At 41.1% G+C, this 13,180-nt stretch carries 12 protein-coding genes, 1 tRNA gene and 1 pseudogene; 5 read left to right on the top strand and 9 right to left on the bottom strand.

Annotated elements, in window-relative coordinates:
- Positions 1–84: 84 nt before the first annotated feature.
- Positions 85–1,731, top strand: coding sequence for a PAS domain-containing sensor histidine kinase (locus RE474_RS05245; protein ID WP_309311922.1), 1,647 nt, complete (start codon positions 85–87; stop codon positions 1,729–1,731).
- 159 nt (positions 1,732–1,890) lie between these two features.
- Here RE474_RS05245 and RE474_RS05240 read toward each other — a convergent pair.
- The 4 genes and pseudogenes from RE474_RS05240 to RE474_RS05225 all read right to left on the bottom strand — a co-directional run.
- Positions 1,891–2,214: pseudogene (locus tag RE474_RS05240) on the bottom strand (CPBP family glutamic-type intramembrane protease); the annotation flags it as partial.
- Between the two features lie 235 nt (positions 2,215–2,449).
- A tRNA-Val gene (locus tag RE474_RS05235) sits at positions 2,450–2,523 on the bottom strand.
- A gap of 62 nt (positions 2,524–2,585) precedes the next feature.
- Positions 2,586–2,786 (bottom strand): hypothetical protein, encoded by a 201-nt coding sequence (locus tag RE474_RS05230; RefSeq protein WP_309311921.1) that lies wholly within the window; start codon positions 2,784–2,786, stop codon positions 2,586–2,588.
- A gap of 158 nt (positions 2,787–2,944) precedes the next feature.
- Positions 2,945–3,394, bottom strand: a complete 450-nt coding sequence (locus tag RE474_RS05225; RefSeq protein WP_309311920.1) for a YqaA family protein — start codon at positions 3,392–3,394, stop codon at positions 2,945–2,947.
- Positions 3,395–3,609: 215 nt separating this feature from the next.
- Here RE474_RS05225 and RE474_RS05220 point away from each other — a divergent pair, with 215 nt between their 5' ends.
- From RE474_RS05220 to tpiA, 4 genes are all read left to right on the top strand, one after another.
- Positions 3,610–5,907 carry a PAS domain S-box protein gene (locus RE474_RS05220; protein ID WP_309311919.1) on the top strand — a complete coding sequence of 766 codons (2,298 nt, stop codon included), beginning with the start codon at positions 3,610–3,612 and terminating at the stop codon, positions 5,905–5,907.
- 92 nt (positions 5,908–5,999) lie between these two features.
- Positions 6,000–6,611: an endonuclease III domain-containing protein gene (locus tag RE474_RS05215; RefSeq protein WP_309311918.1), complete on the top strand. Its 612-nt coding sequence runs from the start codon at positions 6,000–6,002 to the stop codon at positions 6,609–6,611.
- 232 nt (positions 6,612–6,843) lie between these two features.
- Positions 6,844–8,022: a bifunctional 5,6,7,8-tetrahydromethanopterin hydro-lyase/3-hexulose-6-phosphate synthase gene (locus RE474_RS05210; RefSeq protein WP_309311917.1), complete on the top strand. Its 1,179-nt coding sequence runs from the start codon at positions 6,844–6,846 to the stop codon at positions 8,020–8,022.
- Positions 8,023–8,190: 168 nt separating this feature from the next.
- Positions 8,191–8,859, top strand: a complete 669-nt coding sequence (tpiA, locus tag RE474_RS05205) for a triose-phosphate isomerase (protein ID WP_309311916.1) — start codon at positions 8,191–8,193, stop codon at positions 8,857–8,859.
- A gap of 301 nt (positions 8,860–9,160) precedes the next feature.
- Here the strand turns inward: tpiA and RE474_RS05200 are convergent, their stop codons facing one another.
- From RE474_RS05200 to aroD, 5 genes are all read right to left on the bottom strand, one after another.
- Positions 9,161–9,601 (bottom strand): hypothetical protein, encoded by a 441-nt coding sequence (locus RE474_RS05200; RefSeq protein ID WP_309311915.1) that lies wholly within the window; start codon positions 9,599–9,601, stop codon positions 9,161–9,163.
- Positions 9,594–10,082: a TIR domain-containing protein gene (locus RE474_RS05195; RefSeq protein WP_309311914.1), complete on the bottom strand. Its 489-nt coding sequence runs from the start codon at positions 10,080–10,082 to the stop codon at positions 9,594–9,596. Before RE474_RS05195 ends, RE474_RS05200 begins: the two co-directional genes overlap by 8 nt.
- Before the next feature lie 253 nt (positions 10,083–10,335).
- Positions 10,336–11,649 (bottom strand): prephenate dehydrogenase, encoded by a 1,314-nt coding sequence (locus tag RE474_RS05190; RefSeq protein WP_309312205.1) that lies wholly within the window; start codon positions 11,647–11,649, stop codon positions 10,336–10,338.
- A 2-nt stretch (positions 11,650–11,651) separates the two neighbouring features.
- Positions 11,652–12,467, bottom strand: coding sequence for a shikimate dehydrogenase (gene aroE / locus RE474_RS05185; protein WP_309311913.1), 816 nt, complete (start codon positions 12,465–12,467; stop codon positions 11,652–11,654).
- Positions 12,464–13,168, bottom strand: coding sequence for a type I 3-dehydroquinate dehydratase (aroD, locus tag RE474_RS05180; protein WP_309311912.1), 705 nt, complete (start codon positions 13,166–13,168; stop codon positions 12,464–12,466). The genes aroE and aroD overlap by 4 nt, the downstream gene beginning before the upstream one ends.
- Positions 13,169–13,180 lie beyond the last annotated feature (12 nt).

Below are 13,180 nucleotides of genomic sequence, written 5' to 3'. Positions count from 1 at the left end.
TAATCCGGAATAACATTTCCTCTGAGATATGATTTTTTACAGCTGGTCAGCAACTAATCCTGTTGGCTATATGAGTGTGGTACAATGGAAGGTGCAGGGTTTGATGGTGTTCGTTCAAAAGCTGAATTAGACACCTCTTATGATTCATCCCAGACACTTGACACTATTCAATCAAGTGATTCAGGTGCAAATATAGAATCAAGCGATGTTGCTTGTGTGAATGAATATCTAAGTGCTGATCGATTCTTCATGGAGAAAGGTGACGTATATCACTCACTTTTTAAGTATAACAAAGCAGTTACTTTACTCATAAACCCTGAGAACTTTGAAATCATTGATGCCAATAATGCTGCATGTGATTACTATGGTTGGCCACTTGAAGTAATCACACACATGAAGATACATGATCTCAATATTCTGCCTCCTGATAAAGTACTGGAAGAGATGCAGAATGCAGTTGCTGAAAAAAGGAACTATTTTCTTTTCAGGCACAAACTTGCAAATGGCCAGATTCGTGATGTTGAAGTTTACAGCAGTCCTGTTATTGTGAATTCACAGCAGCTCCTTTACTCAATTGTTCATGACATAACTGAGCGCAAAAAGGCCGAAGTTGAACTCCATAAACGAAATATGCAACTAAGAACTGCTCAAAAAATAGGGCATATAGGGAGCTGGGAGTTAAATCTTAATTCTGGTATGATGGATTCTTCGGATGAGGCTAAAAGGATATATGGATACGATACAGATAATGAAATTTTACCTCTTAAAGAGGTGCAGTCAGTAGTTTTGCCAGAATATCGTCCAATGATGGATGAGGCTATGAGGGAATTGATTGAGCACTTTTCTCCTTATGATGTACAGTACAGGATCGCCCGGCGAAACGATGGTGCTATTAGGGATATTCATTCAGTTGCTGAGTATGATGCAGAGAAAAATATTGTTATAGGTACAATCCAGGATGTTACAGAACGTAAAAAAACAGAAGACGCACTTCTTCATGCAAAGATCGTTGCAGAGGCTGCAAATCGCAGTAAGGATGAGTTCCTGGCAACCATGAGCCATGAATTACGCACTCCGCTGACCTCTGTTATCGGTTTCTCTGATGTACTTCTGGACCGTACATTCGGTGACCTGGATGAGAAGCAGACCAGATATGTACGTCATATATCAGATGCAGGAAAGCATCTGTTAAAGTTAATAAACGATGTACTCGATATCTCTAAGGTCGAAGCAGGTAAAATGGAGCTCTTAGTAGAAGAGTTCTCTGTTCCTGTTGCAATAGATGAAGTTCAGGTGTTACTATCACCTCTTGCAAAGAAGAAACATATCAAGATGGAAGTCGATATTGAACCGGAGGTGAATATTATCAATGCTGACAGGACCAAGTTCAAGCAGATCCTGTATAATCTGGGAAGCAATGCAATTAAGTTCGCTCCGGAGAGGAGTTCTGTTGATATATCTGGAAAACTTATGGGCAGTGTTATTGTTATCAGTGTGGAGGACAGTGGCATCGGTATTTCGGAAGAGGATATTGACAAGCTCTTCCACCCGTTCACTCAGTTGAATTCCTATCTGGCCAGAGATCAAAAAGGAACAGGGCTTGGTCTTGCTCTTGTCAGGAAGTTCGTAGAACTGCATGAGGGCAGGGTATGGGTTGAGAGTAGGTTTGGTGAAGGAAGTAAGTTCAGTTTCTCGATACCGGTCCGTGCAGATCCGGTAAAAGTGTGTTAGAATATGCATCTATATTGGGAATAGAATGAATTGATGGGATGGGGGAACATGGGATCTTCTAAGGCTTCTTTACCTTTCATGGGAATGAATGCTAATTCTGGTAAGGTGTTTAGCCTGTCCTCTCATATGATGGGAAATTAGAGAAATGTGATGGAGATCTCAGCCGGTCTCGTATGCAAGATGTTCTCTTGAAAAGAACATTTCTTTATCATATGCAATGATGGCAACGGCCACAACAATGAGGACCGCGGTTTCAATGCATTTTGTGGTCTGTGTTATATCCAACATCTCCTGTGACATATTGACTATGAAGTGAAAGATAATGGCAGCAAGGATGCTTTTTCCGTTCTTTATACATATCCAGCTGATGATCATTCCCATAGGGACGATGCTGACAAAGAAGTTCACACCATACCAGATGCTTTCTTGAAATATCTCATACTGATAGGAGTTGTTGACAAATATCAGTGGAAAGTGCCAGAGTCACTCATTAAATTTGACTCAAATTACAAATATCGATCATCTGGGCAATCTCATACATTCATCTAATTGAGTCAATTAACGAAACAATTTATTCAGCTTCTGTTGTTCCGATTACGATTGCGGAGATTGTTCACCAGGGAATCTGATAGTGCTTGAATATTTGAGCTGATTACTAATAATCAAAGAAGCTGTCAATCTTATAAAAATCCATCTCAACAGACCAAAATAAGCGTGATGGGCCCGGCGAAATTCGAATTCGCGACCTCTGCCGTGTGAAGGCAACGTCATGACCAGCTAGACCACGAGCCCTGATAAGAAGAGAATCTATTATGTGTTCGTGTCTATAAAAGTGTCGTTAACATCGCTATGGGTCATTCTTCTTTCTTTTTTTTTAATAAGGCATAAGTTATCAAAGCCACTATAATTGCGCCTGATAAGATGGTAATTAATGCTGTGTTGTTTGGTAGATATGTGTAGGCAATAATTGCCAACAGGGTTCCAAGAGCTACAGCAACAGGTATGAGCAAAGAATTTTGCTTAAGTGTCTTTTCTTCAATTTCTAATTTTGCCATTTCCACGTCTCTGAATGTTTTGCCATCTCTAATAATATATAATTATTCATATGTTCTGGATGGGTATATATACTTTATCCTTTCTGCGGCATCTGTTTGAACAATTCCACCTCAATTATGGCTTAAAATACTCAATCCGTGTACATCAAAATCTAATTTTACTGGAAAAACATCAGAGTTCCTGCTGTGAGATAAGCCAATGCTGCATATCTTGCAGCTTTCCCTATGAACACATAGAACGAGAATATCCTGAAATCAAGCTTCATAATTCCCCCTGCTGCAGTAATTGCATCGCCTATGATTGGAACCCATGTAAAGAGTAACAAAAAAGACCCATATCTGGCAAACAATCTATCCGTTTTTTTCAGTTGTTCATCAGAAATTGAAAAATACTTTTCAATGATGTCCTGTCTGCCCTTGATCCCAATGTAATATGTAGTACATGCTCCCATGTAGTTACCAACAGAAGCAACCATGATTACAGGTAGGATAGAAAATCCTTTGCTTATAAGCAGGACTACATAAGCTTCCGAACCGATGGGAAGAATAGTTGATGCAAGAAAGCTTGTAATGAACAAACCAGCAAGGGCATGTTCTTCTACAAGCATAGATAGGATTTGTATTGTTTTCAGCTCCAAGTCTTAATTTTTCTTCGTTCCATTTGATAAAACGTGTTAATGATGTTTATATATTAATAGCACTATCTACTGCAATGTAACATTTGCTCACTAGTGTGAAAATCATCACATATAATCATAACCGCATTTCACAGAATAGTCACTAGGCCAAATATATGCAAAATTTTGATTTCCAAGGTTTAAAAATGGATGAAAAAACCGGACATACCGTATTGATTGTAGATGACGACCCGCTAAACGTCAGGCTTTTGGAAGTATTTCTCTCAAAACACTATTCCGTTCTCGCTGCATACAGTGGGGAAGAAGCTCTTGAAATAGTGGGATCTAAACCTATTGACCTTGTAATACTTGACATAATGATGCCTGGAATGGATGGGTATGAAGTATGTCGCAGGATAAAGGCCAATGAATCTACAAAATTCATTCAGGTGATTATCGTTACAGCTCTTTCTTCTAAAGACGACAGAATAAAAGGAATAGAAGCAGGTGCAGATGAGTTCCTCGTAAAACCTGTGGACAGGGTGGAAGTTCTCACTCGTGTGCGCACTCTTCTGAAAAATAAGCATCTCTATGATGAATTAAAACTTGAAAGAGACAGGGTACAATCCTATCTTGATATTGCAGGATGCATAATTGTTGCCTTTAATAAAGACGGTACAGTAAAAATTGCAAACAAAAAATGCTGTCAGTTATTGGGATATACCGAGCAGGAACTTCTCGGTAGGAATTGGGTGGATATTGCTGTTCCCGATGATGAAAAAGAACGTGTATCCTGGGTTTTTGAAAATGTATCAAATGGCAACCTGGAGCTTGTAAAAGTAAATGAGAATGGGGTTCTGACAAAGAACAAAGAAAAAAGAATAATACTCTGGAATAATTCTTATCTTAAGGATTCTGATGGTGATATAATTGGTATTCTCAGTTCAGGTTCTGATGTTACCGAAGAAAGGCTGGCAACATTAAAACTCCAGGCATCTGAATCCAAATTCAGGGCACTTTTTGAAAATGCTGCCGATGCTATATTGATATTTGATTTTGATTGTAATATAATTGATGCAAATTCAATAGCATTAGAAATGCTTGGTTATTCAATAGATGAACTCTTAAAAATGACTCGTTATGACCTTGTAGCACCTGAATTCGATGGCATGTGTAGTGAAATAATGAAGGATTTCATGGAACACCAGTCCTTAAGACTGGAAATGGTCTACATGACAAAGGCTGGCTCCCGTATTCCGGTTGAGATGGGTGTGAGGATTATAGAGTATGATGGTAAACAGGTGCTTCTGAGCAATGTAAGGGACATAACTGAAAGAAAACTCGCTGAAAAAGAGCTTAGGGAAAGTGAACATAAATTCCGTCTACTTGCTGAAAACGCAAATGATGTAATATGGACTCTGAGTAAGGAGGGCAAATTCACATATACCAGTCCTTCTGTTTTCAAATTAAGGGGATATACTCCTGAAGAGGTTGCAGAGCAATCATTTGAGGAAATATTTCCTCCTGAGCACATAGAAATTATATTAGATGCAATAGCACGTTTTCGTGATCATCTCAAGGCCGGTGAAGTAAAATATTCGGAAACATTCGAGATTGAACAATATCACAAAGACGGTTCTAAAAGATGGACTGAAGCTGTTGCAAATCCTGTTTTTGCTGAGGATGGTACTTTTGAGTTTTTCCTTGGTGTTACGCGTGATATCACTGAGCGTAAGAAAGCTGAGGAAGAGATCAAACGGTATACTGAGGAATTGGCAAGGGTCTATGAAGAACTAAAATCTCTTGACCGGATGAAGGATGAGTTCATATCCAATCTGAGCCATGAGTTGAAAACACCTCTTATCTCCATCAAAGGTTATAGTGAACTGGTTCACGATGAAGTTATGGGACCACTAAATTCCAGGCAAAAAGCAGCCATGAAAACAGTACTTGAAAAGTATGACCATCTAAGTTTCCTTATGGATTCCCTTCTCTATATGAGCATTATCAAGTCTGGGAAAGTTCAATACAGGCTTGATCCTATTAGAATTGAGGATACTCTTACAAAAGTTGTGGAATATTTCTCCTTTAAGTCCCAGGAAAAGAACATTATTTTTTCATATGATTTCCAGAAGCATCTGCCACTGATGAAGGGTGATGTGGAGTATTTACCTTATCTTTTCAGGTCCATCATCGATAATGCTTTAAAGTTTAGTCCAAACGACTCCGAGATATTGATACGTGCATTTGAGGATGAAGGATATGTGCATGTGACGGTGACAGATTCAGGAATTGGTATTCCTGAGCATGAAATTGAAAATGTTTTTGAGCGTTTTTACCAGATAGATGGTTCGAAGTCCCGTAAATACGGTGGAAGCGGAATGGGTCTGTATGTCAGCAAAACCATAGCTGAGGTACATCATGGTAATGTGTGGGTGGAAAGTACTGAAGGCTCAGGTACTACGGTTCACGTAATATTCCCTGCATTTTCCCGGTCAAATTAATCAGTATTTCACGATTTTCGTTTTTGTAAATCTATTTTCACTGGTTTGTATATCACAAAGCATTTTATAGCCTGAAGTTTCTCTTTGTTCTGATGTATGCTGAAGATGTAGTCTCACGTTTATGGGAATTGTATCCCGGTGGGTATTTTCATATCAATAAGGATCCCTTTTACTTGCTGATATCCACTGTTCTGTCCCAGCGCACAAGAGATGAGGTGACCATTCCAACAACTCAGAAGCTTTTCAGTGTTTTCAGCACGGTACAAGAAATGGCAGAGGCTGATGTCGATGAGATTCAGGAACTCATTAAGAATGTAGGATTTTATAGAGTGAAGGCTCAGAGGATAATTGATATTTCACGTATCATTTTGCAGGACTACGACGGAGTTGTTCCTGACTGTATGGATGAACTACTCAAGCTTCCTGGTGTTGGCAGGAAGACTGCAAACTGTGTACTTGGTTATGGATTTGAGCAGGATGTCATTGCAGTTGATACTCATGTACATAGGATATCCAATCGCATGGGTCTGGTAGAGACTTCGGAGCCAAACGAGACTGAGAAAGAGCTTGAAAAAGTGCTTTCAAGAGACGACTGGAAAGATATCAACGGACTTATGGTATTGTTTGGTCAGAATATATGCAGGCCAGTGGGCCCGAAATGTGCCGAATGCATAATGGATGACATTTGTCCGAAACTGATCTGATATTTATATGATCTAATTTTAGCAGTTTGGCAAAAACCCGAGTTTCAACAAACTATTTATTGCCATATTCTATATAAAGCACAAATCTCATGTTCCTGCCACAAGTCTAATATATAAAGGACTGGTTTGCACGAGCAGTGATAAATTTCATATTAACGAATAGTATAATTTATTTATGAAATACTATGAGATATAGGCAAGTACATTTATCCAGCATATACGAGTGAGAATCATGTTATTAATCGGAGAAGCATTAATCGGCGAGGAACCAGAACTCGCACACGTAGACCTCATGATCGGAAACAAAGACGGTCCTGTTGGTCAGGCATTCGCAAATGGTTTAACACAGCTTTCAGCAGGTCACACACCTCTGCTTTCAGTTATTCGTCCAAACCTTCCAACAAAACCTGCAACACTTATCGTACCAAAGGTCACTGTAAAGAACATGGGCCAGGCAGCTCAGATCTTCGGTCCTGCACAGGCAGCTGTTGCAAAGGCTGTTGCAGATGCTCTTGAAGAGGGAGCATTCGGTGACCTTGACCCTGAAGACCTTGTGGTTGTTGCAAGTGTTTTCATCCATCCTGAAGCAACAGACTATAACAGGATCTACAGGTACAACTACGGAGCTACAAAGCTTGCTGTAAAGCGCGCAGTAGATGGCTTCCCGGACATTGACACAGTACTCAAGGAGAAGGACAGAATGGGACACGCAATCATGGGATTCAAGGTATCCAGACTCTGGAACCCACCATACCTTCAGGTTGCACTTGACAATCCAAACCTTCCTGTTATCCAGAACATCGTTAAGCAGATCCCTAAGAGCGATCACGTTATCCTTGAAGCAGGTACACCTCTTATCAAGCGCTATGGTGTTGACGTAATCAGCAAGCTCAGAGAGATCCGTCCTGATGCATTCATAGTTGCTGACCTTAAGACCCTGGACACAGGAAACCTCGAGGCACGTATGGTAGCAGACGCAACAGCAGATGCAATTGTAGTTTCCGCTCTTGCACCAATCGCAACCATGAACAAGGCAATTGAGGAAGCTCACAAGACAGGTATCTATGCTATCATGGACACACTCAACTGTGACGACCCTGTAGCAGTACTCAAACAGCTCGATGTACTTCCTGATGTAGTTGAACTCCACCGTGGAATCGACATCGAGGAGACAGAGCACGCATGGGGTAACATCGATGCTATCAAGGCACTCTCACCAAAGATCCTGGTGGCAGTTGCTGGTGGTGTACGTATCGACACTATGCCAGCTGCACTTAAGGCAGGCGCAGATGTCCTTGTAGTTGGAAGAGCAATCACCAACGCAAAGGATGTAAGGCAGGTCGCAGAGAAATTCATTGAAGGTCTTAACAACCCTGAAATCGACCAGTTCAGAGTTATGACCGACTTCTAAGCGTGTGGAATTTCCACACTCTTATCTTCTTTTTTCTAGACTTTCACTCTCGCTTTGACTTCTTCCAGCTTTCTTCCAAGATTATATTTATAGTTGGAGTTACATCTATAGTGCTGCATACAAGATGCGCATACTGATATTCATATAATCATATTGGAGAGATTTGATTTGAGTTCTACACTAATTGTCCTGAACCTCAAGACATACCTTGAGGGTACAGGCGAAGGCGCCGTAAAGGTTGCACAGGCATGTAAAGAAGTTGCAGATGACAGCGGAATTGAGATTGGTGTTGCACCACAGTTCTGTGACATCTATCGTGTAGCATCACAGGTTGACCTGCCGGTCTACTCACAGAGTCTTGACCCGGTAGGAGCAGGCAGCTTTACAGGACATGCATTCGTTCAGTCAATCAAAGACGCAGGCGCAGTTGGAACCCTTATCAACCACTCCGAATGCCGTCTTACTCTTGCAAACATCGATGCTTCTATCACAACCGCAAGAAACGCAGCTCTCAAGACAATAGTCTGCACCAACAACGTTGCAACATCAGCCGCTGCAGCAGCACTCGGTCCTGATTACGTTGCAGTAGAACCACCAGAGCTAATCGGCTCCGGCATCCCTGTGTCAAAAGCAGACCCTGAGGTTGTCACAGGTTCAGTTGAAGCGGTCAAGAGGATCAATCCGGCAGTGCAGGTGCTCTGCGGTGCGGGCATCTCAAAAGGAGAGGACCTTGCAGCAGCTCTTGAACTTGGTTCTGTAGGAGTTCTCCTGGCATCAGGTATTGTGAAGGCTGCTGATCCTAAGGCAGCACTTGAAGACCTTGTGAGCAAGGTCTGATCATTCTTTTTTTACTGAAGTTTCACATTGCTTCATTAATTATAGTTAAGAACCTTGGTGTTTAACTATAATGTATTTATACAAATATTGAGCATTGATGTAGGTGCTCAAAAAGTCAATGTTGTTATCGTGTCATAAATAAATTTCGGGCTCTGTAGAAGTCTTTATATGTGTAATTAGTGCAACCTTGAAATGCCTAAGGCTGTGCTTGTTGTTCAAACAAGGATTTCTACAGAGCCTTAAAAATGATTTCTTATTACTTAGTGTAAATCTGAACGATTTCCAATTTCTGTCTTTCAGCCTACTCTATGATGAATTTTTTGACTATTATTATAACGGCTACAAGCGTCAAATAAAATGGCCAAACTGAAAATGAAGCAATAGAAGTCGCAAAAGTTGTTTTTAAACTACCTGTTGGTGTCACTACATAAAGGTCATTAATTTGTATATTGCCCGTGTGCAATTTTTCGATAAAGTTATTGTATGATTGACGAAACATTCTTTCAAGTGCAAGATAATAAGTGTCCAATGAAAAAAAGAGAATGATGGGTACTAGTGCGATAAATGCATTCTGCGATTTATTCTCATCTGTAAGGATAACCAATATTCCAGAAACCAGTGTAATGCACCATGTCTTACAAGAAGCACTATTAGCAGCCATACGCTGAATGACGGATTGCATTATACCCAAATGTGCCTGTATGGCCTGCGAATTTTCTTTCAATATGTCTGTATTAGCCACGATAGTTACTCCTTATCTGAATTGCTTCTTCAATTAGGTTCCCCATATTAATCTTTATATCTCCGTACGCGTTCATGGGATGTGGATCATAGCATTTTACAATGCTTGATAGTCTTCTACCATTAATAGTGTATTTATCAAAGGGATTTTGACCTTTTCTACATTTTCCATTGCGAGGGCAGTTTATATTATGAATATAAATTCCCAAAAGACCTCTGCCTTCATTCCAAGCTTTCTGTATTTCATAATTTACCCAGTTTCTATTTGCTGTTTCTTCACCTACTAAGACGACAACACATGAGCGATTATTCATGTTGTCGTCAATCCACTTTTTAATAGCATTGGAATTATTTTGTATTTGCTCCCAATCATTTGGTTGAGCAGGTGTGTTACCTTCTATAGCACCTATATTTCGTATTTGTTGGACTCTCATTACATCATTTTGATAATGGAAACTGTAAAACACTCTTCTTCTTACCATTAAATTGCCTCTTTTTGGATTAATAGGACCTTTTTGTTGGTTGAACATTAATAGTGAATAGTTTTATTCTCTGATAATGGACCACACTACATAATTTTCTATATTATATAAATAAATTACTTTAAATAACCGTGTACAATTTATTACATATAGGCGGTCTTAAATCACAAAAATGTCAATTAGAAATAGCAGATAGATTTCATGTTCTAAAAACAGAAAATTTAGAGGATTTCTACAGAGCAGATTTTTGTTTTTATCTTATACAGCAACCAATACCCTTCAGTTGCCTCTCCACTTCCTGATGCACCTTCTCAGCTTCAACATCACCCATAATCATAACGCGGAATGTAACACTCAGCCGTTTAGTTCCTTCAACACCCTCATATCTGTCAATGATCTCAATTGAAACAATATCATCATTGCAGGAAACAAGCTCCATAATTACAGCTTCATCAGCTCCCTCAGGAATCAGCACAGATATATCTCTTAACTGATGTTCGAGGTTTTCGAGTTTCCACTCATGCATTTCCTCGTCGCTTAACAGGCGGATGTTCTCAATTTTGAGAGGTACCATCCTGCTGCCACATTCAATAACTACGTCTCTTGGGCTTACTTTCTTGACAATTCCTGTGTGCACTACACCTGAATAGATGTGCCTTACGCCAATTTCCTGTCCTATGGAATCAAGCAACCTGTCAAACTCAGCAATCTTTGAATTTATGAGTTTGTCAGACCTGCGGAGTGCAGATGCCGTGTCTCCGAAATGAGCTGCTGCTTCCTTCATCTTTGCTGTGAAGGCTTCAACATCCTTTTTCCTGACGATGGATGACATCTCGCTGCACTGCTGCATGAAAGCATCATGCACCTTGAGAACTTCCGGGTTCTCCATCTGGATATATGCGTAAAGGTATGGGTTCTGTCCGAGTATCCTGCCAACGAAATCAAGCATGATGTCGTAGACCGGGCTCATGAATCTCCTTGATTCGTTCACACTGAAATCAAGAGCATCAAAGGTTGTACCAATGGTGATGTAAGCGAAGTGTGTCAGTCCCTGTACAACGGAAACGAATCTGTCGTGTTCTGCGGGGGTGATTATTTCGATGTGTGCGCCGTTGTCTTCAAAAAGTGAGCGCATTACGGGGAACCATTTCTCACAGCGGCCGTTAATTGGTGTTAAAATGAATATCTGTCCGTGTAGACTTGGTATGGATGGTCCAAACATAGGATGGGTACCGAGTATCTCCACACCATCGGGAGCATACTTCTTCATGGCTTCAGTGGGTCCTACCTTAAGGGAAGTGAAATCCATAAGCAGGCTTCCACTCTTCATCTTGGGTGCAGTCTCACTGATGACCTTCTCGGTAATATTGATGGGTACTGTTACGATAACAATGTCGCTGGTGCTGATTTCAGCATCAAGATCACTGGCAAACTCAACTTCCATTCGCTCAGCAACTTCAACTTTCCCGCTGCTGCCCCAGACAACAACATCGTAACCGTGGTTCTTAAAAAAAGGAGTGAACCACTGCCCCATTTCACCGGTACCGCCTATAATAAGGACTTTCAAACTCAAAAGCCCTCCAGTACCGCTTTCTTCATAACGTCGATTGGTGGCTCAACGCCAGTCCATATCTTAAATGCCTCTGCACCCTGGTAGACAAGCATCATCTCACCGGTGACAGCTTTAGCACCAGCTTTCTTCGCTTCTTTCAGAAGGGTGGTTTCCAGAGGATTGTACACTATGTCAAATACAGTAAGATTAGGATGCATGTCCTCTGCTGTTGCTATTGTTCCCTCGGTCTTCGGATGCATTCCGAGGGTGGTACAATTGATGAGTATATCGTTATCAGCTATCAGTTGTTTCAGATTTCCAAGACCACTACCTTTTGCATTACCTACTTCCGACACACCGGCAGCAAGCTCAATAGCTTTTTCCTCGGTTCTGTTGGCGATGGTGATGTCCGCTCCATCCTTTGCAAACTGGAATGCGATAGCCCTTGAAGCTCCACCTGCTCCTACTATCAGTACGTTGGAGTTCTTTATCTTCACTCCTTTTTCCTCAAGGCTGCGTTTAGCACCAAGTCCGTCGGTATTGTAGCCGACCATTCCATCCTTGAAGTCAACAGTGTTCACAGCACCGATACCTTCTGCCAGCGGATCAGCATCAACAATCTTCAATGCTTCTTGTTTCAGCGGAACAGTAAGGTTCACTCCGCCAAAACCCATTGCTTTAGCTCCAAGGAGTGCATCCTTCAGGTTCTCAGGGCTGACCCTGAAAGCATGGTATGTGCATTCCATGCCAAGTTCCCTGAAAGCTGCATTATGCATATCGGGCGATTTTGAATGTGCTATAGGATCACCGAATACGCCGAAAACTGTGTTCAAAAGAGAATCTCCAGAGCTGATTTAAGTTCGTGTATCTTTATTTGTCCGGGAGCGACTGCCTGCGCGATTGCTCCGTATGTGAGGCGTGAACCATAGCATGGGGCAACAATGCGGCTATGTTTGCCGATCTCGCCCATTGCAATGGTGCATACTGGTTTTTTCATGTCCGCAGTCGCCTGAAGAACGTTCAGAACATCCTGCTTTGACTGTGCCATGACTGCAAGTTTTGCAATATCAGCACCTGCTTCATGTGCGCTGGTGAGTATCTTCTTCATGATTTCAACAGAAGGAGTTGCATCAAAATCGTGAGCAGATACAATTACAGTAACTCCTGCTGCTTTTGCTGCTGCAACTACCTTGTTGCGCTGGTCTTCGTCTGCGCTAAGCTCTATATCTACAGCTTCCACAAAAGGCATAATATCTATCAGAAGTTTAATCCTGTCTTCTTCAGAACCTTCCCACTTACCACCGTCAGATTGTAAACGATTGGTTGCAATGCAAGGCAGGTTTGTATTCACTTTGATTCTGTCAATGGTCTTCTTAGCTTCTTCAAGGTCTGAAAAATTGAGAAGATCAAGTCTCAGTTCAAGAACATTAGCACCCAGCCAGTTTGCAGCCTTTGCATTCTCAGCCGGGTCATCGTCTATCACTGAAACGATAGCGGGCTTTTCATCAAGGTCAAAGTTTCCTATCTTTACCATTGAATCGCTCCT

It is taken from the genome of Methanolobus sediminis (assembly GCF_031312595.1).
Lineage (GTDB): Archaea > Halobacteriota > Methanosarcinia > Methanosarcinales > Methanosarcinaceae > Methanolobus > Methanolobus sediminis.
This window is presented reverse-complemented; position numbering and strand designations above follow the sequence as displayed.